The sequence below is a fragment of the Xanthomonas sp. NCPPB 2250 genome, assembly GCF_056725265.1.
On record NZ_CM161520.1, the window covers coordinates 2,336,416 to 2,359,047 of the forward strand.

Below are 22,632 nucleotides of genomic sequence, written 5' to 3' on the forward strand. Positions count from 1 at the left end.
CCAGGGCGAATCAGTTCAGGTGGATGTCTTCGCCCTGGATCACCACGTTGTCGCCATCGGCCGTGATCTGGATGAGCTTGCCGTTGACGCTGACCGTGCCGTCGTCCTTCATCTCCAGCACGGATTTGCCCACCTTGAGGGTGATGCTGGTTTCGTCCATGACCAGGCTGGAGCCGCCTTTTGCTCCAGCGCCACCGGAGGGTGCGGTGATGTTCTTGGAGACCGCGCCGGCCGCAGCCCCACCGCCGCCGCCTACGGTGAGCGCGTATTTCTTGCCCGCCGTGTGGGTGTGCTCCATGCCGATGGTGTCGCTGCGGTTCATGCCCACGTTGGTCATCATCGTGATGCCCACGTTGAGGTTGTAGGCCACGCCGACGTTGGCCATCTTGAAAACGCCCGTGGTCTGGATGCAGCCCACGCCGATGGTCTCGGTCTTCAGCAGGCCGACCGTAGTGGTCCAGTTTTTCGAGATGGAATCGGTCTCGTTGCGGCCGACTGTCTTGCTGCGGTTCTTGCCGATACGGATGTCTTCATTGATGCCGACCGTTTCATCCCGGTTGTCGCCGATAGAGATCGTCTCGTTGTGGTCCACCCGCTCCTTGCGGTTGGAGTGGATGGTGATGGTCTCGTCGCCATCGACCTCCTCGGTGCGCCAGCCATGCACCGTGATCTTCTCGTTGCGATCGACCGTCTCGGTCCGGTCCCGGTGGATGGTGTTCGTCTCGTCCCGGTCGATCGTCTTTCGCCGGTCCTGGCCCACCCAGTGGTCCTCATCGTTCTCCACCTCGATGAGCTGGTCCTTCTGCGCGTGCAGCCACACCTGCTCCGCGCCCTTCTTGTCCTCGAAGCGGATCGCGTTCGCGTCGCCCGCGCCGTTCTTCATCCCGTCGCCGAACGCCCCGCCCTTGCTCGACTTCGTCTTGATGCCCGACTGCGTGGCATTGCCCGGCAAGGCCCAGGGCGGCATGTTCGCGGCGTTGTAGACGCTGCCTACGACCAGCGGGTAGTCCGGATCTCCGTTGAGGAAGTCCACCACCACTTCGTGCCCGATGCGCGGGATCGAGATCGCCCCGAACCCCGAGCCCGCCCAGCTCGTCGCCACCCGCATCCAGCAACTGGAGTTCTCGTCCATCGCCCCCAGCCGGTCCCAGTGGAACTGCACCTTGATGCGGCCGTATTCGTCCGTCCAGATTTCTTCTCCGGCCGGGCCGACCACGACGGCCGTCTGCGGACCCGTCGTGCGCGGCTTTTGCGTCTTGCGCGCAGGGGTGTACGGCAGGCTCGTGGGCTGGGCCGTGAGGCTGAATTTCTGGAACGACCCCTGCTCCTCGTTGTGCTTGAGCGATTCCCCAGGCTTGGCGCTGTTGAACGATGAGCTGCGCGGGTTCTCGTGCAGGTGGTAGGTGACGCCCGTGATGAGGTACTGCCGGTTCTGGTCGCCGCGCGGGTAGTTCTCCAGCGTGAAGGTGTAGCCCGTCGCGAGGCTCCGGTGGCGGGATTCGCCTCGGACGGTGCTGTGGCCGGTCAGCCCTTCCTGCAGGCGCACGCGGGCGTATTGCTCACCATCGCCATGCTGCACGTAGCCGCCCGGCCATTCGTAGATCTCGTAGGCATCGTGCGCATGGCCCGGCGGCTGCTGGCGCATGTTGGAGAGGTCCGACCTCGGCTTCTTGAAGTCGTAGTCGTCGTTGTAGTACCGGCCGGGCTTGATCTCCTCGCCCAGCGTCCAGGCGTGGATGTTCTCGCGGTCCGCGACGGCCGACTTCTCGGGCGGGTAGAACGGGATCACGGCCGCGCCCGGCAGCGGCTCGTGGCCGGCCACGATGTCGTCGGCGATCACCAGGGTGTGCTGGCCGCTCGCGTGCTGGAAGTAGTAGTACGCGCCCTCATGCTCCAAGAGGCGCGAGACGAAGTCGAAGTCGCTCTCGCCGTACTGCACGCAGTAGTCCCAGGCGCGGTAGGCGCGCGTGAGCTTGAGCTGCATGGGGTAACCGTAGCGGCCCAGCACCTCCTGCACGATCTGCGGCACGGTCTTGAACTGGAAGATGCGGAAGTCCTGCCGCCGCGTGGCCACCCAGAGCCACGGCTGCAGGCGCAGGTGGTACGAGTACAGGCGATGGTCCTGCCCCTGCATGCCGAAGCGCGTGACCAGGCCGTCCAGGTAGCGCTTGCCGCCGCCTTCTGTCTCGATCTCGACGGTTGCGGACTTGCCCAAAAGCGCTTTGGGGTCGATGTCGCGCTCCTCGGAGAGTAGATCGATCTCGAAGGAATACAGCGACGAAAGTGTTTCCTCGCCCCGCAATTGTCGAAATTGCAGGGCCTCTCCCAGGGCCGTTTTAATGGTGACGCGGCGAGTCATTTGTTGAGGCATCGGCGTAATGCCATGCCACCTTGTGCCAGAACGGGCGCGATCTTAGTGCGAGCATGGCTGAGTCGAACATGCCGCCGCCGATTTGTTTTGTTTCAGATCGTTAATCGTTATGCATCGCATGAAATTCGATGCGATGTCGAGAGATCGTGCAGCCCCGTTGTTGAGTGTTGCAATCAACATAGGAGGGGCCACACATGCGGTTTAGCTTGAGGCAGATGGAGTTGTTCCGGGCGGTCATGCAGGCCGGATCAGTGAAAGGGGCCGCGAAGTTCCTGTCGATGTCCCAGCCTGCTGTAAGCCGAGGAATTGCCCATACGGAGCAACGTCTTGGATACCCTCTGTTCGATCGCGTTGGTGGCCGCTTGTGCCCTACGGAGGAGGCCAAGGCTCTGATCGACGAAGTTGAGGCGTGCTACTTGCATGCGCTTCAGGTCAACGATCTGGCAACAAACCTTCGCAATGGATCTGCAGGCTCTCTGAACATTTGCTCCAGTTCTTGCCTTTCTCGCGGACTGGCCGCGAAAGCCGTTGCACGCTTTCTTGCCCGCCACCCCAAAGTGCAAGTGCAACTACGGGTGTGCACACTCGCTGACATGCCCCGCGTCCTCCTGAGTAATCAGGCGGACCTGGCGATCGCCGTGCTCCCCTTGCAGCATGTCAACTTGGAAGTCGAGCAGTTGACTACAGGGCGTATCGTTTGCGTAATGCCGATTGATCACCCTCTCGCTTCGCATGAGCACATCAGCCTGGGGGATCTCACCAATGTCCCTGTCATAGCTCCACACCCCAGCAATCCTGGCGGGCATCTGATCGAAGCCGCACTCGAAAAACGGGGGCTATCACTGAACGTATGCACCCATATCTGGCAGATGGATGTCGGGTACTCGCTTGCCGCAGCCGGTGTCGGGGTGGCATTGCTGGATGAATTCACGATTCAGGCACAGGGGAACCACCATCTGCGCGCGGTGCCGATTACTGAGGACATATGTTTGACCCCTTCGGTCGTGCGCTCTTCGCTCGGAGTAGCAAGGCCTTACGTCGCACCGTTTATCAGTGCGCTCAAGGAGCAGGCTGTAGAAGATCGGAAGGCAGGACTGGTGCCCACGCGCCAACAGACAAAGTCGGCTTTATAGCGACCATAACTGTTTACTCAAATGCATAGGCGATCGCGGCCCGATTGCGAAGGATGCATCCCCCATGGCGAATTAAGCAATCGTCACATTCCAGCAGCCGGCATAGCATTTCGACCACCAACTGCTTTTGCGCATTCTCCGCCTTGCTGGAGCCCGCTTCTCAATGGTTGCCGGGCGCGCAACCGCGGCGCGTTGACCCTCGCACCTGCCAGTTGAGCGCATTGGAACAACCTGATCGCATCTCGTGCTGGCGCGCTGGAGAAGCGATCGACCTCGGGAGGAAACTATGAAAAGGACCATCATCGCATCGCTCATCGCCGTTCCGCTCCTGGCCGCAGCCTTCCCCGACAAGCCGATCCGCCTGGTCGTGCCGATGCCGGCAGGAAGCACTTCCGATGTTGTGGCGAGAACGTTGGCCGAGTCCATGGGCAATCGGCTCAAGCAGCCTGTCGTCGTGGACAACCAGCCCGGCGGCAACGCCGTGGTCGGCACATTGGCCGTGGTCCGGGCCGCGCCTGACGGCCACACCTTGCTCTTGGTTGGGGTCACCAACGGAGCAAGCAATCTGGCATTGATGAAGGCGCTGCCATACGACCCGCGTAAAGACTTCGCGCCGATTTCCCTGATCGCGGAACTACCGTTCCTGCTGGTCTCCAGCAAGTCGCTGCCGGTTCGGAATGTGCAGGAACTGGTCGCCTACGGCAAAGCGCACCCCGGCAAGCTCTCGTACGGATATGGGTCGGGAAGCAGCCAATTGAAAGCTGCGCGGTTCGTATCGCTGGCGGGCTTCACCGCGACGGCGGTGGGATACAAGGGCAACAACTTGGCCGTGACAGACCTGATGGGCGGGACAAACGACTTCGTGATCGCTGATGTTCTCAATAGCCTACAAGCGGCAAGAGCAGGGCGTGTGACTGCGTTGGGTGTTACGACGGCGCGCCGGACATCGCTGGCGCCGGACATTCCAACCATCGCCGAGCAGGGTATCAAGGACTACGACCTTTCCAGCTGGATTGGGCTGGCGGCGCCCGCACACACCCCGCCCGAAGTCGTGAGGCAACTGAACGCCACGTTGCGCGAGGTGCTGGATGATCCTGCCGTTCAGAAGCGCTTTGCTACCGCAGGCCTCACCGCGTTCCCGTCGTCACCGGAAGAGTTCGACCGCTTTCTGGGTGACGAGATCTCGAAGTGGGGTGCGGTTGCGCGGGCTGCGGGCATCAGTCCGCAGTGAGGTAGGCGGACGGCCCAGCTCCACTGGCTCGTCAGCAGATGGAGAGTTTGTGCAACGAGGCCAATCCCGTGTGCAGTGCTCTCGATGCCAATGAGCTGATCGCTGCACTCTGACCCCACCAGATGGGCGGGCCCGGTCTGCATACCCCCACCTGGTATGCAGCGCGGATTCTATTCTTCATCAATTGCATGCCCGCGAGGGCAGGGGCGGACTCGCGCCCCGAGAGACAGGGTGCCCGATGCGCGGCACCCTGGAGGAGAGACACGACCATGCATTCCCATTCCAACGTACATGACGCGCTGGGCGCGGCCTTAGCGCCGCTTGCCAAGCCCGGCAGCTTCAAGGACCCGGTGATGCGCGGGCATGTGCTGCATGTGGCGCAAGCGCTGGCGGCGGTGCGCTGCGCATTGGACGGTAGCGCGCATGCGGTCGCCATCGCGCGCTTACGAGCATTGGGCGTCACCGCGGCGCAGCTTGCCAGGGTTGCGGATCGGTTGCCCCGCGGTCCGCTGCACGGCCTGGTGACGAACAAGGTCCGTGCCTCGGCAACTTGGGCGGGCGGCATGCTGGAGTACGGCTGGCATGGATTGGCCCCCACATCCCAAGTGGCGTGGGGGCTGGGCTTCGACTCCGCGAATTTCAGCGAGGCCGCGGAAAACCCCACCTTGCACTGGATCGCGAGTGGAACCGTGCCGCTGTACCTGACTCAGTCGTGGCAGGTTCTGGGCGGGGTGATCGATGCCGCATTGTTGCGTGGGTTGGGCGATCTGGCGCGCTGCGTGTGCGATCAACCCGATGTGCGTTGCGCCGTCTTTGCCGGCAGCTATCGGGATGTCGTCCACCAGTTGGAGTGCATAGCCGAGACCTTGCTTGCTATAGACCTGCGGATGCAGGAATGCGCCTGGATGCTGGCACAGCTGTCAGAGCGACTGGATCCGCTGGCTGGCCGTGTGTTGTCCGCGCTGGACGCGCGGTACAGCGGCGCGGGAGGCCTGCCGGTGGAGTACATCTACGCGGAGTTCGACCAGGTCCAGCAGCACAACCTGAAGTCGTGGTGCGCCGCGCAGCTTCGGCTGCTTCAGGTGCGGCTGCTGGATGACGCCGGCGGGCTGACGGCCGAGGGCAGTGCTGCGGTAGTGGACGCAAGGCGCCTGCTGTTGAGCGGTACGTCGAGTCTAGCGATTCGCGACGAGGCCTGCGCTGCCTGACGGCGCGGTCCATTCGCTGGGAAAAGCATGCGGTAACGCGTTGCGTTGGCGCGGAACCGTTGCGCGCACTTTCGAATTGACTTCTGTCTCAAACTGAAAATCCGCCATTCTTGGAGCGCACGAACCGGTGTGCACATCGAGACAGTGAGACGTTACGATGTGCGCGCTTCGCTTGTCCCTATGTGGGCTGCGGAGCGTTGCACCAACAGGAAGTCTCTGGCGCTGCCGCGCCAGCACCAATTTGTGGAGAACACTTGATGCACAAGACACCCGTTGCAATCCCCTTGCTTGCGATGCTGCTGGCCGGCTGCGGACCGTCGCAACCCGCCGAGACGGTCGATTCGCTGGTGGCCAATCCTGAGCGCTTGAAGGAACTGCGTCGCCAGTGCCGCGAGGAGCGAGAGAAGGTCTCGGACGCGCTATGCGAGAAGGCGGCGCAGGCCTTCAACCGCCGCTTCCTCGGAGATAGGCCGGAACAGAAGTCGCCATAGCGCCAGGGTCTGTGGCGCGCGGAGCACGGTGCTTCGCACTCGAATCCCACTACGCCGCAGCGCTCCCGGGCCTGCGGCTTTTTCATGGCCTTCGCCGTGGCTGGAAGTTTGATCTTTTGCGCATGAATCCTCGCCAGAACAGTCTTTGACGGTCCCTTGAGCTAAAACCGATCCTCGCCATCCGGCACGCGCTCGTGCCGGTCGTAGGCAGGAGAAGTGGAGGCAGGAATGCAGGGTCAAGGGGTGCTGTTCGGGCAGGTCGCGGTGGTCCTCGGCATGGTGGTTGCCGGGGTCTGGAGCGCGACCCAATGGACCGCCGCGGCCCTGGGCTATCAGGTGCGCCTGGGCGCGCCCTGGTTCGACCTCCACGGAATGCGGGTGTACCACCCGTGGCGTCTGTTCGAGTGGTGGTTCTTCTACGATGCCTACGCCCCCGGCGTCTTCGATATCGGAGGCGCGATCGCCGGCGGCAGCGGCTTGCTGGCCGTGGTGGTCGCCATCGCGATGTCGGTCTGGCGCTCCCGCCAGTCGCGCCTGGTCACGACGTATGGATCGGCACGCTGGGCGAATGCGGAAGACATCCGCAAAGCCGGCCTCACCCAGCCGGCCGGCGTGTTCCTCGGCCAGCATGATCGCCAGTACCTGCGCCATGAGGGCCCGGAACACGTTCTGACCTTCGCCCCGACGCGCAGCGGCAAGGGTGTCGGCATGGTGGTGCCCACGCTGCTGTCCTGGCCGGCGTCCGCCGTCATCCACGACATCAAGGGGGAGAACTGGCAGATCACGGCCGGTTGGCGCAGCCGCTTCAGCCATTGCCTTCTGTTCAATCCGACGGATGCGAAGTCGGCGGCCTACAACCCGCTGCTGGAGGTCCGACGCGGCGCGCACGAGGTGCGCGACGTACAGAACATCGCGGACATTCTGGTCGATCCCGAAGGCGCCCTTGAGCGCCGCAACCATTGGGAGAAGACCTCGCACGCGCTGCTGGTGGGCGCGATCCTCCACGTGCTGTACGCGGGCGAGGACAAGACGCTGCGCGGCGTTGCCAACTTCCTGTCCGACCCGGCCAGCCCGTTCGAGCTGACGCTGCACCGGATGATGACCACGCGGCACCTCGGTGATGGCCCGCACCCGGTCGTCGCCTCCGCCGCACGCGAAGTCCTGAACAAGTCGGACAACGAGCGTTCCGGCGTGCTGAGCACGGCCATGTCGTTCCTCGGCCTGTACCGCGATCCCACGGTGGCGGAAGTGACGGCGCGATGCGACTGGCGCATTGCCGACCTCATCTCCGCTGAGCATCCGGTATCGCTGTACCTGGTCGTGCCGCCCTCGGACATCTCGCGCACGAAGCCGCTCATCCGGTTGATCCTCAATCAGATCGGACGGCGGCTGACGGAATCGTTGGATGGCTTCGATGGTATCGAGCGTCGCCACAAGCTGCTGCTGATGCTCGACGAGTTCCCGGCGCTTGGGCGCCTGGACTTCTTCGAGACGGCGTTGGCCTTCATGGCCGGATACGGCATCCGCAGCTTCCTCATCGCGCAGTCGCTCAACCAGATCGACAAGGCGTATGGGCAAAACCATTCGATTCTGGACAACTGCCATGTGCGGGTGACGTTCGCGACGAACGACGAGCGCACCGCCAAGCGGATCTCCGAGACGCTGGGCACGGCCACCGAACTGCGCGCGCAGCGCAACTATGCCGGTCACCGTCTCGCGCCGTGGCTGGGCCACTTGATGGTGTCGCGCCAGGAAACGGCGCGCCCGCTGCTCACACCCGGCGAGGTGATGCAACTCCCGCCCGACGAGGCCGTGGTGATGGTCGGCGGCAGTCCGCCGATCAAGGCCAGGAAGCTGCGCTACTACGCGGACGCCAATTTCAAGCGCCGTGTGATGCCGCCACCGCCGCTGGCGCCTGGGCGCTACGCGGACGCGCCGCCGTCGCGACCGGACGACTGGAGCGGGCTGGCGATTCCCGCCGTGGCCGCCAGCGCTGCTTGCGGCCCGGTCGCCGCCGATGCGGTGGACGGCGGTGATGACGGCGGCCCGCGCCGGCAGCCCGAGCTCGCCGAGGTCACCGAATACAGCGCCGACCCGCTGCCGACGGGTAGCGACCTGGGGTTGCTCGACGACGACGACCCACCGCTGCCGCTTCCCAGCCAGCTCGATCCGGCCATGCAACGGACGGCCCGGCTTGCCTCCCTTGACCCTGACGACGGAATCGACCTATGACCCAACACCGCCTCAATCTCTTCATCCAACCCGAGCATGCCAAACGCCTCGATGAGCTGGCGGCGAAGAAGGGGGTATCCAAGTCTTCCATCGTCGCGGCGGCACTGGCGGCCTGGCTGTCAACGGATGCAGGAGAGCAGCGCGAAGCGGCCATCGCCAAGCGCCTGGACCGCCTGTCGCGGCAGTTGGAGCGCCTGGAGCGCGACCAAGCCATTCTGATCGAAACGTTGGCGCTGTACGTGCGCTACTTCCTGACTGTGAGCACGCCTCTGCCCGAGGCCCATCAAGAGGCGGCGCGGGCGCAGGGCAGGGCGCGCTTCGAGCAGTTCGTGGAGCAACTGGCCCGCCATCTGCTGCGTGGCCGCAGCCTGGTGCGCGACGTCGTGGGGGAAATGCAGCCCGACTCCGCGCGCATGGAGGATGCGGTGGCAGCAGCCGAGGTGCAGGAGCGCGCGTCGTGATGCCCGCGCCACGTACCTCGACGGCGACCACGCTCGATCGCCGCGTGCGCATGCTGCGCACCGCCATGGGGCCGGTGATTGGCGCCGCTCTGGCCGATGCGGACGTGGTGGAGGTGATGCTCAATCCCGACCGCTCCCTCTGGGTGGACAGGCTGTCCCGCGGTCGTGTCCCGTTGGGGGTCGAGCTGTCCGAGGCCGACGGGGAACGCATCATCCGCCTGGTGGCAACGCACGTCGGCGCGGAGGTGCATCGCGACAGACCGTTGCTGAGCGCCGAGCTGCCGGAGACGGGAGAGCGCTTCGAGGGCGTGTTGCCGCCGGCATCGCCGGCGCCGGTCTTCGCGCTGCGCAAGCACGCCGCGCACGTTATCGGGCTGGAGCGTTACGTGGCCGATGGCATCCTGGGCGCGGAGCAGGCGGACTTCCTGCGCCGTGCCGTGCGCGAGCGGCAGAACATCCTGATCGCCGGCGGCACCAGCACCGGCAAGACCACGCTGGCCAACGCGCTGCTCGCTGAAATCGCCACCACGGGCGACCGGGTGTTGGTGCTTGAAGACACCGTGGAGCTGCAATGCCTGGCACGCGACCACGTGCCGTTGCGCACGCGGGCTGGCGTCGTCTCGATGACGGACCTGGTGCGCTCCGCGATGCGCCTGCGGCCCGATCGCGTGGTGGTCGGCGAGGTGCGCGGCGGCGAAGCGCTGGACCTGGTCAAGGTGTGGGGCACTGGGCATCCGGGGGGCATCGCCACCATCCATGCCGGTTCCGCACATGGTGCGCTGCTGCGCCTGGAACAACTCATCCTCGAAGTGGCGTTGAACGCCCCACGCGCCTTGATCGCCGAGGCGGTGAACGTCGTCATCCACATCTCCGGACGCGGCCACAAGCGCCGCGTCGAAAGCATCGCCCGGGTCGTCGGCTTCGATGGCTCGGGCTACCGCCTGGCGGACGCGCTGGAAGCCCCGTTTCCGGAGCTGCCGCTGGAATCCTCCCTGTCCACTGAACCATCTGGAGAACTGCCATGACGCAGGCGCATCTTCCTGCCTTCCGTAATTCCGTACATCCGCACTCCCGGCCCGCGCGGCCGGATCACCTCGCCGTGCCAGCAGTGCGTGGCATGGCGCTCGCGGTCCTGCTGCTGGGGCTGGCCGGCGCGGCCCAGGCCGCCGGCTCGTCGATGCCGTGGGAAGGGCCGCTGCAGTCGATCCTGGAATCCATCCAGGGCCCGGTCGCACGCATCGTCGCCGTCATCATCATCATCTCGACGGGCCTGGCCCTCGCGTTCGGCGACACCTCGGGCGGCTTCCGCAAGCTGATCCAGATCGTCTTCGGCCTGTCCATCGCGTTCGCCGCGTCGTCGTTCTTCCTGTCCTTCTTCAGCTTCTCCGGCGGGGCCGTCGTATGACGGCGGCCCATGACGCAGCGCCGGGCACGGAGCAAGACGCCTTGCCGGGCTTCGAGGTGCCGCTGCATCGCTCCCTGACCGAGCCGATCCTGCTGGGCGGCGCGCCGCGCGCAGTCGCCATCGCGAACGGCACGCTGGCCGCCGCAGTGGGCATGGGGCTACAGCTCTGGCTGCCCGGGCTGCTCCTGTGGATCGCCGGTCATTCCCTGGCGGTGTGGGGGGCGCGCGTCGATCCGCAGTTCATGCAGGTCTTCGCCCGCCACGTGCGGCATCGGCCGTTGTTGGACGCGTAGGGAACCGTCGCATGCTGAACCTTGCCGAATACCGCAAGCGGCCGGCGATGCTGGCCGACTGGCTACCCTGGGCCGGGCTGGTGGCGCCCGGCGTGGTGCTCAACAAGGATGGATCGTTTCAGCGCACGGCACGCTTCCGTGGACCCGACCTGGACAGCGCGACGCAGGGCGAGTTGATCGCCACGTCGGCGCGCTTGAACAACGCGCTGCGCCGGATGGGATCGGGCTGGGCGCTGTTCATCGAGGCCGAGCGGCTGCGCGCCGCGGGCTACCCATCCTCGGTGTTCCCTGAGCCACTGTCGTGGCTCGTGGACGAGGAGCGCCGCGCCGCGTTCGAGGAGTCGGGCAGCCACTTCGAGAGCAGCTATCACCTGACACTCGTCTATCTGCCAGCGGAAGAGTCGCGCGCGCGAGCGGCCAGGCTGCTCTACGAGAGCCACGCCAGCAATGGCGTGGACTGGCGCGAGCGGCTGCAGGCTTTCGTCGCGGAAACCGATCGCGTTTTCGATTTGCTCGATGGCGTGATGCCGGAGATCGCGTGGCTGGACGACGCGGCCACGTTCACCTACCTGCATGCCACCGTCTCCACCCGGCGCCATCAAGTAGCCGTGCCGGAGGTGCCGTTTCATCTGGATGCGCTGCTGGCCGACGCACCGCTGGTCGGTGGTCTGGCGCCGATGCTGGGCGACCGGCACCTGCGTGTGGTGTCCGTGCGCGGCTTCCCGTCGTCCACCTGGCCCGGCGTGCTGGACGACCTCAACCGGCTTGGGTTCGCCTACCGCTGGTCCACGCGCTATCTCTGCATGGACAAGGCCGAGGCAGAGAAAGAACTGCGACGGCTGCGCCGGCAATGGTTCAGCAAGCGCAAGAGCGTCGTTGCACTGCTGCGCGAAACCATCTTCCAGCAGGAGACGCCGCTGGTCGATACGGATGCCAGCAACAAGGCAGCGGACGCCGACGCGGCCATGCAGGAGCTGGGCAGCGACCATGTGTCCTACGGCTACTTCAGCGCCACGGTGACCGTACTGGATGCCGATCCGGACGTGGCCGACGAGAAGCAGCGCATGGTGGAGCGCGCCATCCAGGCGCGAGGCTTCGTCACGATCCCGGAAACGCTCAACGCCGTGGATGCGTGGTTGTCGTCCATCCCGGGCAATGCCTACGCCAACGTGCGCCAGCCGATCGTGTCCACGTTGAATCTGGCGCACATGATGCCGGTCTCCGCCGTGTGGGCCGGGCCGGAAAAGAACGACCATCTGGATGGCCCGCCGCTGGTTGTCACTCGCACGGACGGCGCCACGCCGTTCCGGCTGGTGACGCACATCGGTGACGTGGGCCACACGCTAGTCGCAGGTCCGACCGGCATGGGCAAGTCGGTGTTGCTCGCAACGCTGGCGATGCAGTTCCGTCGCTACCGCGGCTCGCGCATCTTCGTGTTCGACATGGGGCGCTCCATGCGCGCCACGGTGCTCGGCCTGGGCGGCGAACACTACGAGCTCGGCGCGGAGGCCGCGGACCGCCCGGGCGGTGGCGTCGCTTTCCAGCCGCTGGCACGCATCGACCAGGAGGGCTACCGAGCCTGGGCGGCCGAGTGGATCGAGGGCCGGCTGCTGCACGAGGGCGCGGCTGTCGGCCCCGACGAGAAGGCCGCGATCTGGTCCGCCCTGGGCAGCCTGGCGGGCGCGCCGGTGGAGCAGCGCACGATGACGGGCCTGTCGGTGCTGCTGCAGTCCAACGCGCTGCGCCAGGCCATTGCGCCCTACGTGCTGGGCGGCGCGCACGGCCACCTGCTGGACGCTGACCGCGACCGTTTGGGCACTGCCGACGTGCAGTGCTTCGAGATGGAGGAACTGATGCATAGCCCCGCGGCGGTGCAGGCCGTGCTGCGCTACCTGTTCGCGCGCTTCGACGAGCACTTCGACGGGGCCCCGACGTTGCTGATCCTGGACGAGGCGTGGCTGTTCCTCGACGAGCCGGCCTTCGCCGCGCGCATCCGCCAGTGGCTCAAGACGCTCAGGAAAAAGAACGTCAGCGTCGTGTTCGCTACGCAGTCGCTGGCCGACATCCAGGAATCGAGCATCGCCCCCGCGATCATCGAAAGCTGCGCCAGCCGCATCTTCCTGCCCAACCCGCAGGCCACCGAGCCGCAGATCCGCGGCATCTACCAAGGCTTCGGCCTCAACGCGCGGCAGATCGAGATCGTCGCCAACGCCGCGCCGAAGCGCGACTACTACTACCAGTCGCGCCTGGGCAACCGGCTGTTCGACCTCGACCTGGGGCCGGTCGCGCTGGCCTTCGCCGGCGCGTCCATGCCTCAGGACCAACGCGACATCGACCGCGTCCTCGCCGAGCACGGCACGCCCGGCTTCGCGAGCGCCTGGCTGCGCCATCGCCGCCTCGATTGGGCGGCCGACTTGCTGCGTGAGTACCCGGGCACCGCACCGGGCGGTGCCTACACCTCCACCCATCCATAGGAGACCTCCATGAAAACCCATGCCCCCAAGATCGCGGCCCTGACGGCCGCCTGCATCCTCGCCCTCGGTGCCGCGCAGCCCGCGCATGCGCTGTTCGGTGCCGGTGACATCGTGCTGGACCCGACCAACCTGGTACAGAACACGCTCACCGCCGTCCGCACGCTGGAGCAGATCAACAACCAGACCCGGCAACTGCAGAACGAGGCGCAGATGTTGATCAACCAGGCGCGCAATCTCGCGAAGCTGGACTTCAATATCGTCAACCGGCTGCGATCCACGCTCGCTACCACCGAGCGCCTGATCGCCGAGGCCCAGGGCCTGGCCTACGACGTGCAGAACATGGACCGCGAGTTCGCTCGGCTGTACCCGCAGCAGTACGCCGCCACGGTCAGCGGAGACCAGATGTACCGCGATGCGCGCGAGCACTGGAAGAACACCCTGGACGGCCTGCACACCGCCATGCGCATGCAGGCGCAGGTCTCGCAGGCCCTGCGGGACGACGAAAGCGCACTGGCCGACCTGGTCAACCAGAGCCAGTCGGCCACGGGCGCGCTGCAGGCCATGCAGGCGACCAACCAGTTGCTGGCCCTGCAGGCCAAGCAGTCCATCCAGGCGCAGCAGTTGCAGATCACGCAGGACCGCGCGGCCTCGCTGGAGCTGGCGCGGCAGTCCGCCGCGGCGGAGCGCGGGCGCGAGATCACGCGCCGCTTCCTGGGAAGCGGTACGCCCTACACGCCGCAGTCGGTGGACTTCTACAGCCGCTGATGGGAGGCCGCGCAATGTCACGCATACCTGTTCTCTCCGCACTGTGCCTGCTCGGCGCCGCGCTCTCGGGCTGCGGCACGCCGCAACTGCCCTCGGTGGACGCGCTGGCCGGCGACGCCGAATTGCTCGACACCTTGCGGACACGCTGCATGCACGGTTCGTCGGTGCGCAGGGATGACGAACTGTGCGAGCGCGTCGCGCGCGCCGACCTGCAGCGGCTGCTGTCCGGCCGCAGCGATGCGGGCGAGTACCGCGAGCTGGCGGAGATCCCGCCGCTGCCTGCCACTTTTGAACCACCGACGTGGCCGTGCCATGAATGACGTCACGATCATCGACCGCATCCTCGACACCTTCTCGCGCTACATCGATTCGGGCTTCGGCCTGCTGCAGGGCGAGGTGGCGTATCTCACCGCCACGCTGGTCGCGATCGACATGACGCTCGCGGGCCTGTGGTGGGCGCTGGGGCATGCCTCGGGGCAGGGCGAGGACGTGATGGCCCGGCTGATCCGCAAGGTGCTCTATGTCGGGGCCTTCGCCTACATCCTGGGCAACTTCAATCAGCTGGCGGGGATCGTGTTCCGCTCGTTCGCCGGCCTGGGCCTTACGGCCAGCGGGACGGACATGGGCATGGAGAACTTCCTGCAGCCGGGCAGGCTGGCGAAGGTCGGCATCGATGCGGCGGCGCCCATCCTGGAGCAGGTCAGCGAGATGGCCGGATTCCCGGACGTCTTCATCAACATCACGCCCGTGGTCGTGATGTTCCTGGCCTGGCTCACCGTCATCATGTGCTTCTTCGTGCTGGCGGTGCAGCTGTTCGTCACGCTCGTGGAGTTCAAGCTCACGACGCTCGCCGGCTTCGTGCTGGTGCCGTTTGCGCTGTGGAACAAGACCGCGTTCCTCGCCGAAAGAGTCCTCGGCAATGTCGTGTCTTCCGGCATCAAGGTGCTGGTGCTGGCGGTGATCGTGGGCATCGGCACGGGTCTGTTCGCCGAGTTCCAGGTGCATCCCGACGAACCCTCGATCGACCATGCCCTGGTCATCATGCTCGCCTCGCTCACGCTGCTAGCGCTGGGCATCTTCGGCCCGGGCATCGCCACCGGGCTGGTGTCCGGCGCACCGCAGATGGGAGCGGGCGCGATGGCCGGCGCGGCGGTGGGCGCGGCCGGCACTGCCGTTGCCATCGGCGCGGCAGCGACCGGCGTGGGCAGTGCCGTCGCGGCCGGGGCGCGCATGGCGCCGGCCGCCGCCCGCGCACTCGATCGCGGCGCGAGCGCAGCGGCCTCCGCGGCCGGCCGCGCGTCTTCCGCCTTCCGGGCTGGTTCCGCTGCAGCTGGCGGTGGTCCGGAGGGCGTAGCCGCCGGCCTCGGGCAAGTGGCGAGGGCGGGCATGCGCGCGGCAGGCAACAAGGCCGCGGCTGGATTCCAGGCCTTCGAGCAACGGATGGGCGCGGCCTTCGATGCCGGCGCCAGCGGTGGCGCCGCTGGCGCCAGCGAGCCGACCGGTGATGCGGCCGGCGGCGATTCGCGCGCAGGGCGGGGCGCCGATTCGGCGCAGCCCGCATGGGCGAAGCGGCTGCACCGCCGCCAGCAACTCGGCCATGCAGCCGGCACGGCCGCCAACGCCCTGCGCGGCGGGGACGGCGGTGGGTCTTCGCAAGGCCCGAGCCTGCGCGATCCCGACGAGTGACACATCTGACCATCAAGGAGATTCCCATGCGATTCAAACGACCGCGGGTGCGCTATGGCCACACACCGCAGCCCGCCACTCCCTATCAGGCCGCGGCCCAGGCGTGGGACGAGCGCATCGGCTCGGCCCGTGTACAGGCGAAGAACTGGCGGCTGATGGCCTTTGGCTGCCTCGGACTGGCGCTCGCGCTGGCCGGCGACCGCATCTGGCATTCCACTCAGTCGCTCGTTACGCCCTACGTCGTCGAAGTGGACAAGGAGCACGTGCGGGCCGTGGGCGAGGCGGTCACCCCGTACCAGCCCACCGACGCGCAGATCGCCTTCCACCTCGCGCAGTTCATCACCCGTGTGCGCTCGCTGTCCGTCGATCCGGTCGTGGTGCGGCAGAACTGGCTCGATGCCTACAACTACACCACGGACAAGGGGGCCGGCGTGCTCAACGACTTCGCGCGCTCCAACGACCCGTTCGCGCGTGTGGGCAAGGAGTCAGTGACCGTGCAGATCACCAGCGTGGTCCGCGCGAGCGAGTCGTCCTTCAACGTGCGCTGGACCGAACAGCGCTTCGCCAACGGAGCGCTGACCGGCACCGAACGCTGGACGGCCGTCGTCTCCATCGTCCTGCAGCCTCCGCGGACCGAGCAGAAGCTGCGCAAGAACCCACTGGGTATCTACGTCAACGGCCTCTCGTGGAGCCGTGAACTCGATGCCCCCGAAGGAGCCAAGCCATGAAATCGTGTTTCCGTATTTCCGCATCCGTGCTTGCTGCAATGGTCGCCCTGGCCGGTTGCGCATCGCAGGGCCGGCCCGCGCCGCGTATCCCGCTCGACGAGCCGGTGCAGGCGCAGCCGCTGCCCGAGCCGCCGAAGCCTGTCGAAGTGGTGGAGGTGCCGAAGGTGCTGCCCATGCCGGCGCAGATGAAGCCGCTGCCGGCCGCCGACGATGCCAAGCCAGCGCCGGAGCCGGCGGATGAGGCGGTGCGCGTCTCCCGCGCCAACGCCGAGGCGCGCGTCGCGCCTACGCGGGAGGGTTACGTCAACGCGATCCAGGTGTGGCCGTACACCGACGGTGCCCTGTACCAGGTGTACACGGCCGCAGGGCGCGTCACCGACGTCGCGCTGCAGCCCGGTGAGGAACTGGTCACCGTGGCCGCGGGCGACACGGTGCGCTGGATCGTGGGGGACACTACCAGCGGCAGCGGCGCCGAGCAGCGCGTGAGCATCCTGGTCAAGCCCATCCGCGCGGGTCTGCACACCAACCTCGTCATCAAGACCAGCCGCCGCACCTATCTGCTGGAGCTGACCTCCACCGAGAAGGCGTGGATGGCGTCCGTCTCCTGGGACTATCCCAAGGACCGCATGCTGGCCTTGAAGCGCCAGGCCCAGGCCGCGCAGGCGGCTGCGCCGGTCGATGCCGGTCTCTCGCTGGAGCAGATCCGGTTCCGCTACGCGATCACCGGTGGCAATCCGCCATGGAAGCCGCTGCGTGCATTCGACGACGGCCAGAAGGTGTACATCCAGTTCCCGCCCGGCATCGCGCAGGGCGAGCTGCCTCCGCTATTCGTCATCGGCCCTGAAGGTGGGGCGCAACTGGTGAACTACCGCTTCCGGTCGCCGTACTACGTCGTCGATCGCCTGTTCGGCGCGGCCGAACTGCGCCTGGGCGGCGGCAAGAGCGCCGACGGAAAAGCCGGCGAGGGGGAGGTGGTGCGCATCGAACGCACGGACGGCTCGCGGAGGGACTGACGTGGTTCAGGACAATCTATCCAACGGCGGTGCCGCGCAGCGGCCCGCCAAGGTGGCGCCGGAGACCGTCGCGCTGCGCGCCCAGCCGCGCGCCGTGACCCGGCTCAACCGCCGCACGCTCGCGGTCCTGATCGGCGGCCTCTCCGCCGCCGTGCTCGGCGCGCTGATGTGGTCTCTGCAGCCGCAGCGGCGCGCAGCCACCGAACAGTCCGAGCTCTACAACGTCGATCGCGTCGCTAAATCGGAAGGGCTGGACGCGCTCCCGAAGGACTACTCGCAACTGCCGCCGGCTGCGCCCAAGGTACCGGAGTTGGGGCCGCCGCTGCCCGGCGATCTGGGGTCGGCCATCCTCAAGTCGCAGCAGCAACCCGTGGTGGCGACCTACTCGCCGCCTGGCCAGGACGCTGCGGCGGCCGAACGGGACGCGCTGCGCAAGGAGGCCGAGGCTGCCGCGGGATCGTCGGTGTTCTTCCGCACCGGCAACAACCGTCCGGGGACGGCCGCGGTCCCCGCGGCGCCATCAGCTGTGAGTGCTTCGGCGCCACCCGCATCCGCGCTCGCGGCCTTCGACCCGCTCGCCGCAGGACCGGCCTCGACCGCGCCGCACGCCAACGATCCAGCCACCGTGCAGAACCGGCAAGACCAGAAAGAGGCTTTCCTGAAATCCGGAACGCCGGATACCCACAATTCCGGAAAGCTGCAGATGCCCGCATCGCCGTACCAAGTCATGGCCGGATCGGTGATCCCCGCGGCCTTGGTCACCGGCATCCGCTCGGACCTGCCGGGCGACGTCATCGGCACCGTGACCGAACCCGTGTACGACACCGCCACGGGCCGGCACCTGCTCATCCCGCAGGGTTCGCGCATCTTCGGCCGCTACAACAGCCAGGTCAGCTACGGGCAGAGCCGCCTGCAGGTCGTCTGGCATCGGATCATCCTGCCCGACGCGTCCTCGCTCACACTCGACAACCTCGTGGGAACCGATCCGGCCGGCTATGCAGGCCTGGAGGATGGTGTGGACCGGCACTGGGACCGTCTGCTGGCCGGCGCAGCGCTCACCACGTTGCTGGGTGTCGGTGCCGAACTGGCCGCGCCGGAGAACCGGCAGGACGGCAACCGCATCGTGATCGCCGGCCGGGACGGGCTGCAGGACAGCGTCAACCAGGTGGGGCAGGAACTGACCCGCCGGAACCTCAACGTGCAATCCACCTTGACGGCCCGGCCCGGGCTGCCGGTGCGCATCATCGTCAACCGGGACCTGGTGCTGCGGCCGTACCAGCCGATCTTCTTCACCAATGGCAAACCACAGGGAGCATCGCAATGACCCAGGGCAACGACAGCATCCAGGCCAACGACAGCGGGACGAGCGAAGCGCGCGGCAGTGGCAGTAGCGCCGCGCGTGCGCCGCAGAACCGCAGCAAGCTGCGGCTGGGGCCGCTGCCCAGGACCGACAGCACCAAGATCACCTTCGCGTGTCCAGCCAGCCTGAAAGCTGACCTTGACCGCTATGCCGCGTTGCATGGACAAACCTACGGTGAGACGGTCGATGCGGCTGCGCTCATTCCGTACATGTTGGAAGCGTTCATGGCTGGGGATCGGGGGTTCCGACGAAGGGGATGAGGCGGTTCGCGGCTTGAGCGGAGAAAGGAAGCCGCCCCACGGGGTGGCTTATGTGAGACAAGCGTGGTACCCGGCCGATTCGTTCGCGTCCGTAGACAAGAACGGCTCGTCCCTCCTTGCTGGCGACGGTTTCGCGCAGTACGTTGTCTTTACCGCGATCTGAGGCCCAAGGAGCCGGACCATGGATAGACCAAGTCGCCTTTTTCTGCGCGCATTGATGCTGAGTGCTGCCACTGCAAGCATGTGCGCGATCGCAGCGGAGCCGGTACCGCCGTCTGGACAGCTCATAGAAGGCTTGGGCGACCGCGTGCCGGCCAACGCGAGGAATGTGAGCATGTCTCCCCGATTCAAGGTCTACAAGTTCGAACGCCATGGCGTCACCTATGTGCAGATCAATTCTGCGCAGGACGAAGTGCTCACCGCCATGATCGTGACCCCCGGGGCGCAACAGCAGTTGCCGATCGGATCGGCCGCCGGAACGCCGGTGGTGTTTGTTGAGTCAGCAGGCCAGCCTTGACCCCAACGATGCGCTGCGCAAGTAAGCCGAAGCGGCTGCGACATCGCCCATGTTCTTCCGCTCTGGCACGCAGAAAGCCTCGCCAGTGGCGTAATCGCGGGGCGCCGCCGCGCCGGGATTCGCCGCCAGTACGGCGTTCGACCCGATGGCGGCCGGGCCAGCCTCCGCCGTGCAGCGCGCCGACCTGACGGGGGTAAAGAACCGGCAAGACCAGAAAGAGGCATTCCAGAAAGCCGGAACCACGGAAACTTGTAATTCCGGCAATCTGCAAATGCCGGCTTCGCCGTATCAGATGATTGCCGGCACGGTCATCGCCGGTTCGCTAGTGACGGGTATCAAGTCGGATTTGCCGGGCGATGTGATCGCCGCGGTGACGGGGCTGGCCTATGACACGGCCACCAGCGCTTGCTGCTGATCCCGCAGGGTTCGCGCATCGTGGGCCGCTACAACAGCCAGGTCAGCTACGGACAGAGCCGCGTGCAGGTGGTGTCGAACCGGATCATCCTGACGGATACGTCTTCGCTGACGCTCGACAACCTGGCCAGCACCGACCCGGCCGGCTATGCCGGGCTGGAAGACGATGTGGACTACCACTGGGGCCGCATCTTCGCCGGCGCGGCGGTGACCATGCTGCTGGGCGTCGGTGCTGAACCGGCCGCGCCCGATAACCGCCAGGATGGCGATCGCATCATCATCGCCGGGCGCGACCGCGCACAGCACAGGCCAGCATCAATCAGGTCGGCCAGGAGACGACCCGGCGCAGCATGAACATACAGCCGCCCCTGACCGAACGGCCAGGCCTGCCGGTTCGCATCATCGTCAATCGAGATCTGGTGCTACGGCCTTACTAGCCGCTGTTCTTCAATCGGGGGACTTCACGATGAGCACGACCAAAAAGCTGCGCCTGGGGCCGCTGCCTGAGACCGAGAGCCTTATCCCGCACATGCTAGAGGCATTCATGGCGGGGAATCGGGGATTCAGGCGGGGTAGGGGCGACAGGTAAGGGGGTAGTGTGCTCGGCTGTACAAGCAGCGTGTGGTGACGTTCCAAGGCAATCGATGCAGTTCCTCCATTGCGCCTAGCGTGCCAGAAAAACGGATCAAACCCGGCTGAATCCTGTTAGATCAGGTTCTATTTGGCGTGATTTTATGCAACAATACAAAGTCGCCGGAAGTGCGAATTCGGGATTGGAAGGCTAGCCATGACAGATCGCTGGTTGTCGGTCGAGGAGATAGCGGGGTATCTCGGCGTGAGCAAAGACACTGTTTACGTCTGGATCAACAAGCGAAACATGCCAGCTCATCGAATCGGCCGACTCTGGAAATTCAAATCCCAGGAGATCGACGAATGGGTGCGCTCTGGTGGTGCGGCTGAAATCGAGGTGGGAGAAAAGGAATGAAGCACCTGGCCTCTGCTGGCTTCGATCGCCTCATGCCGCTGTTGAAACGAGAACAGGAAAATTGACGTGACGAAAAAGATTGCTTGTGTCGATTTATTCTGCGGCGCGGGCGGGCTGACGCATGGTTTTATTTTGGAAGGGCTGCCCGTCGTTGCGGGCATTGATCTTGATCCAGCTTGCCGCTTTCCCTACGAGCAGAACAACGGCCAGGCTCGATTCCTTGAGCGTGACATCGGCGCGGTTACGACCAACGAACTTAAAGTGTTGTTCGGCGACGCCGATGTGACGATCTTGGCGGGCTGCGCACCGTGCCAGCCGTTCTCTACGTATGCTCAGCGTTACGAACTCGATGGCAAAGATGGCAAGTGGGGTCTGCTCTACCAGTTTGCGCGTCTCGCTGAAGGCGCGATGCCTGATGTCATCACGATGGAGAACGTGCCGACCGTCGCCAAGCACGAGGTGTTTCACGACTTCGTCGATACGCTGAAACGACTCGGTTACGAGGTTTGGCACGACGTCGTCGATAGTTCTCTCTACGGCGTTCCGCAGACGCGACGTCGGATGGTGCTGCTGGCCTCCAGGCACGGCAAGATCAAGATGATTGAACCGACACTAAAGAAGCCCAAGACGGTGAAGCAAGCCATCGGACGTTTGCGTCCTCTCGGCGCAGGTGAGTCTGCGCCCAAGGACAAACTGCACGTCACCTCGACGCTGTCCGAAACAAACCTCAAGCGGATCAAGGTTTCAAAGCCTGGTGGTACTTGGCGCGATTGGCCGCAGAGCCTCGTCGCTGAATGCCACCGCGCCGACAGCGGTCGCACATATCCAGGCGTGTACGGAAGGATGGAGTGGGACAAGCCTGCGCCGACGATGACGACTCAATGCTACGGTTTCGGCAATGGCCGCTTTGGTCACCCCGAGCAGGATCGGGCGATCTCTCTTCGTGAAGCCGCGATCTTGCAAAGCTTCCCGCGCGATTACAAATTCATCCCGAAGCGTGGTGAGGTCAGCTTCAAGGTGCTCGGTCGGTTGATCGGCAATGCAGTGCCGGTCGATCTCGGTCGCGCCATCGCTCGCAGCATCGACCAGCACCTTGCGTCGGTGATGGGCTGACGAGGACTATTGGATGCCCGGACTCGTGCCCTCATCATCCGATGTCAGTCGCCGCATGGCGAAGGTAAGGCAGACGGGCACGGACGCTGAACTTGCGCTGCGGCAGGAAATGTATCGCATCGGTCTGCGCTACAGGGTCAACTACGAAGTGCTGAGGAAGCCGCGCCGCGTCGCCGATGTCGCTTTCCCCGGCCGCAAGATCGCCGTCTTCGTCGATGGCTGCTTCTGGCATGGCTGCCCCGAACACGCCACATGGCCGAAGCGGAACGCGGACTTCTGGCGGCAGAAGATCGAAGCCAATCGTCAGCGTGACGCGGATACGAATGCACGGCTTGAAGCCAACGGCTGGACGGCGCTGCGATTCTGGTCGCACGAGTCGCCGGTCGAAGCTGCCAAAACGGTCGCCCGCGTGGTTGCCAAGGTGGACGCGAAGCATTGCGCCCCTTCATCCGACGCGCAAGAGAAGAAGAATTGACAGGGAAGATGAGATCA

22 protein-coding genes and 1 pseudogene are annotated in these 22,632 nt (G+C 65.6%); 22 read left to right on the plus strand and 1 reads right to left on the minus strand.

All coding sequences use genetic code 11. The features are described 5' to 3' along the window. Positions 1–10: 10 nt before the first annotated feature. Positions 11–2,359 (minus strand): type VI secretion system Vgr family protein, encoded by a 2,349-nt coding sequence (locus AC1PMG_RS09820; protein WP_481111473.1) that lies wholly within the window; start codon positions 2,357–2,359, stop codon positions 11–13. Positions 2,360–2,565: 206 nt separating this feature from the next. Here AC1PMG_RS09820 and AC1PMG_RS09825 point away from each other — a divergent pair, with 206 nt between their 5' ends. The 22 genes and pseudogenes from AC1PMG_RS09825 to AC1PMG_RS09930 all read left to right on the plus strand — a co-directional run bounded on the left by AC1PMG_RS09825 (position 2,566) and on the right by AC1PMG_RS09930 (position 22,615). Further along, positions 2,566–3,504: a LysR family transcriptional regulator gene (locus AC1PMG_RS09825; RefSeq protein WP_481111474.1), complete on the plus strand. Its 939-nt coding sequence runs from the start codon at positions 2,566–2,568 to the stop codon at positions 3,502–3,504. 286 nt (positions 3,505–3,790) lie between these two features. Continuing rightward, positions 3,791–4,735, plus strand: a complete 945-nt coding sequence (locus AC1PMG_RS09830; RefSeq protein WP_481111475.1) for a Bug family tripartite tricarboxylate transporter substrate binding protein — start codon at positions 3,791–3,793, stop codon at positions 4,733–4,735. Positions 4,736–5,004: 269 nt separating this feature from the next. Then, positions 5,005–5,943: a hypothetical protein gene (locus AC1PMG_RS09835; protein WP_481111476.1), complete on the plus strand. Its 939-nt coding sequence runs from the start codon at positions 5,005–5,007 to the stop codon at positions 5,941–5,943. 257 nt (positions 5,944–6,200) lie between these two features. Beyond that, the gene (locus tag AC1PMG_RS09840; RefSeq protein ID WP_481111477.1) at positions 6,201–6,434 is read left to right on the plus strand and encodes an EexN family lipoprotein; all 234 of its coding nucleotides are present in this window, start codon (positions 6,201–6,203) and stop codon (positions 6,432–6,434) included. Between the two features lie 228 nt (positions 6,435–6,662). Continuing rightward, complete coding sequence (locus tag AC1PMG_RS09845; protein ID WP_481111478.1) at positions 6,663–8,666, plus strand: conjugal transfer protein TraG; 2,004 nt, start codon at positions 6,663–6,665, stop codon at positions 8,664–8,666. Next, entirely contained in the window at positions 8,663–9,127 is a 465-nt protein-coding gene (locus tag AC1PMG_RS09850; RefSeq protein ID WP_481111479.1) for a CopG family transcriptional regulator, read from the plus strand. Before AC1PMG_RS09845 ends, AC1PMG_RS09850 begins: the two co-directional genes overlap by 4 nt. A 50-nt stretch (positions 9,128–9,177) precedes the next feature. Beyond that, positions 9,178–10,152: a P-type conjugative transfer ATPase TrbB gene (trbB, locus tag AC1PMG_RS09855; protein WP_481111647.1), complete on the plus strand. Its 975-nt coding sequence runs from the start codon at positions 9,178–9,180 to the stop codon at positions 10,150–10,152. After that, the gene (locus AC1PMG_RS09860; protein ID WP_267092293.1) at positions 10,149–10,532 is read left to right on the plus strand and encodes a TrbC/VirB2 family type IV secretion system protein; all 384 of its coding nucleotides are present in this window, start codon (positions 10,149–10,151) and stop codon (positions 10,530–10,532) included. Before trbB ends, AC1PMG_RS09860 begins: the two co-directional genes overlap by 4 nt. After that, the gene (locus AC1PMG_RS09865) at positions 10,529–10,825 is read left to right on the plus strand and encodes a VirB3 family type IV secretion system protein (RefSeq protein WP_267092292.1); all 297 of its coding nucleotides are present in this window, start codon (positions 10,529–10,531) and stop codon (positions 10,823–10,825) included. The genes AC1PMG_RS09860 and AC1PMG_RS09865 overlap by 4 nt, the downstream gene beginning before the upstream one ends. 11 nt (positions 10,826–10,836) lie before the next feature. Then, positions 10,837–13,299: a conjugal transfer protein TrbE gene (trbE, locus tag AC1PMG_RS09870; RefSeq protein ID WP_481111480.1), complete on the plus strand. Its 2,463-nt coding sequence runs from the start codon at positions 10,837–10,839 to the stop codon at positions 13,297–13,299. A 9-nt stretch (positions 13,300–13,308) separates the two neighbouring features. Further along, entirely contained in the window at positions 13,309–14,064 is a 756-nt protein-coding gene (gene trbJ / locus AC1PMG_RS09875; protein WP_481111481.1) for a P-type conjugative transfer protein TrbJ, read from the plus strand. A 14-nt stretch (positions 14,065–14,078) separates the two neighbouring features. Further along, positions 14,079–14,384, plus strand: a complete 306-nt coding sequence (locus AC1PMG_RS09880; RefSeq protein ID WP_481111482.1) for a hypothetical protein — start codon at positions 14,079–14,081, stop codon at positions 14,382–14,384. After that, positions 14,377–15,750 carry a P-type conjugative transfer protein TrbL gene (gene trbL, locus AC1PMG_RS09885; protein WP_481111483.1) on the plus strand — a complete coding sequence of 458 codons (1,374 nt, stop codon included), beginning with the start codon at positions 14,377–14,379 and terminating at the stop codon, positions 15,748–15,750. Before AC1PMG_RS09880 ends, trbL begins: the two co-directional genes overlap by 8 nt. Before the next feature lie 26 nt (positions 15,751–15,776). Further along, positions 15,777–16,478 (plus strand): conjugal transfer protein TrbF, encoded by a 702-nt coding sequence (trbF, locus tag AC1PMG_RS09890; protein ID WP_481111484.1) that lies wholly within the window; start codon positions 15,777–15,779, stop codon positions 16,476–16,478. 38 nt (positions 16,479–16,516) lie between these two features. After that, positions 16,517–17,491, plus strand: coding sequence for a P-type conjugative transfer protein TrbG (gene trbG / locus AC1PMG_RS09895; protein WP_481111485.1), 975 nt, complete (start codon positions 16,517–16,519; stop codon positions 17,489–17,491). A gap of 1 nt (position 17,492) precedes the next feature. Then, positions 17,493–18,815: a TraB/TrbI/VirB10 family type IV secretion system protein gene (locus tag AC1PMG_RS09900; RefSeq protein ID WP_481111486.1), complete on the plus strand. Its 1,323-nt coding sequence runs from the start codon at positions 17,493–17,495 to the stop codon at positions 18,813–18,815. A 104-nt stretch (positions 18,816–18,919) separates the two neighbouring features. Further along, the gene (locus AC1PMG_RS09905) at positions 18,920–19,111 is read left to right on the plus strand and encodes a DUF2274 domain-containing protein (protein WP_481111648.1); all 192 of its coding nucleotides are present in this window, start codon (positions 18,920–18,922) and stop codon (positions 19,109–19,111) included. Between the two features lie 334 nt (positions 19,112–19,445). Continuing rightward, a complete protein-coding gene (locus AC1PMG_RS09910) occupies positions 19,446–19,628 on the plus strand; it encodes a hypothetical protein (protein WP_481111487.1) in 183 nt (60 codons plus the stop codon). After that, a pseudogene (locus AC1PMG_RS09915) lies at positions 19,627–20,479 on the plus strand (TraB/TrbI/VirB10 family type IV secretion system protein); the annotation flags it as partial. The gene AC1PMG_RS09910 and the pseudogene AC1PMG_RS09915, both read left to right, overlap by 2 nt. A 350-nt stretch (positions 20,480–20,829) precedes the next feature. Further along, positions 20,830–21,027, plus strand: a complete 198-nt coding sequence (locus AC1PMG_RS09920) for a helix-turn-helix domain-containing protein (RefSeq protein WP_481111488.1) — start codon at positions 20,830–20,832, stop codon at positions 21,025–21,027. Between the two features lie 66 nt (positions 21,028–21,093). After that, positions 21,094–22,140: a DNA cytosine methyltransferase gene (locus tag AC1PMG_RS09925; protein WP_481111489.1), complete on the plus strand. Its 1,047-nt coding sequence runs from the start codon at positions 21,094–21,096 to the stop codon at positions 22,138–22,140. A gap of 13 nt (positions 22,141–22,153) precedes the next feature. After that, entirely contained in the window at positions 22,154–22,615 is a 462-nt protein-coding gene (locus tag AC1PMG_RS09930; RefSeq protein WP_481111490.1) for a very short patch repair endonuclease, read from the plus strand. The last annotated feature ends 17 nt before the right edge of the window (positions 22,616–22,632 follow it).

Bases quoted from the DNA above. Each gene is read 5' to 3' on its own strand.
- AC1PMG_RS09820 (WP_481111473.1), bottom strand. From the start codon at position 2,359: ATGACTCGCCGCGTCACCATTAAAACGGCCCTGGGAGAGGCCCTGCAA.
- AC1PMG_RS09825 (WP_481111474.1), top strand. From the start codon at position 2,566: ATGCGGTTTAGCTTGAGGCAGATGGAGTTGTTCCGGGCGGTCATGCAG.
- AC1PMG_RS09830 (WP_481111475.1), top strand. From the start codon at position 3,791: ATGAAAAGGACCATCATCGCATCGCTCATCGCCGTTCCGCTCCTGGCC.
- AC1PMG_RS09835 (WP_481111476.1), top strand. From the start codon at position 5,005: ATGCATTCCCATTCCAACGTACATGACGCGCTGGGCGCGGCCTTAGCG.
- AC1PMG_RS09840 (WP_481111477.1), top strand. From the start codon at position 6,201: ATGCACAAGACACCCGTTGCAATCCCCTTGCTTGCGATGCTGCTGGCC.
- AC1PMG_RS09845 (WP_481111478.1), top strand. From the start codon at position 6,663: ATGCAGGGTCAAGGGGTGCTGTTCGGGCAGGTCGCGGTGGTCCTCGGC.
- AC1PMG_RS09850 (WP_481111479.1), top strand. From the start codon at position 8,663: ATGACCCAACACCGCCTCAATCTCTTCATCCAACCCGAGCATGCCAAA.
- trbB (WP_481111647.1), top strand. From the start codon at position 9,178: ATGCTGCGCACCGCCATGGGGCCGGTGATTGGCGCCGCTCTGGCCGAT.
- AC1PMG_RS09860 (WP_267092293.1), top strand. From the start codon at position 10,149: ATGACGCAGGCGCATCTTCCTGCCTTCCGTAATTCCGTACATCCGCAC.
- AC1PMG_RS09865 (WP_267092292.1), top strand. From the start codon at position 10,529: ATGACGGCGGCCCATGACGCAGCGCCGGGCACGGAGCAAGACGCCTTG.
- trbE (WP_481111480.1), top strand. From the start codon at position 10,837: ATGCTGAACCTTGCCGAATACCGCAAGCGGCCGGCGATGCTGGCCGAC.
- trbJ (WP_481111481.1), top strand. From the start codon at position 13,309: ATGAAAACCCATGCCCCCAAGATCGCGGCCCTGACGGCCGCCTGCATC.
- AC1PMG_RS09880 (WP_481111482.1), top strand. From the start codon at position 14,079: ATGTCACGCATACCTGTTCTCTCCGCACTGTGCCTGCTCGGCGCCGCG.
- trbL (WP_481111483.1), top strand. From the start codon at position 14,377: ATGAATGACGTCACGATCATCGACCGCATCCTCGACACCTTCTCGCGC.
- trbF (WP_481111484.1), top strand. From the start codon at position 15,777: ATGCGATTCAAACGACCGCGGGTGCGCTATGGCCACACACCGCAGCCC.
- trbG (WP_481111485.1), top strand. From the start codon at position 16,517: ATGGTCGCCCTGGCCGGTTGCGCATCGCAGGGCCGGCCCGCGCCGCGT.
- AC1PMG_RS09910 (WP_481111487.1), top strand. From the start codon at position 19,446: ATGTCTCCCCGATTCAAGGTCTACAAGTTCGAACGCCATGGCGTCACC.
- AC1PMG_RS09920 (WP_481111488.1), top strand. From the start codon at position 20,830: ATGACAGATCGCTGGTTGTCGGTCGAGGAGATAGCGGGGTATCTCGGC.
- AC1PMG_RS09930 (WP_481111490.1), top strand. From the start codon at position 22,154: ATGCCCGGACTCGTGCCCTCATCATCCGATGTCAGTCGCCGCATGGCG.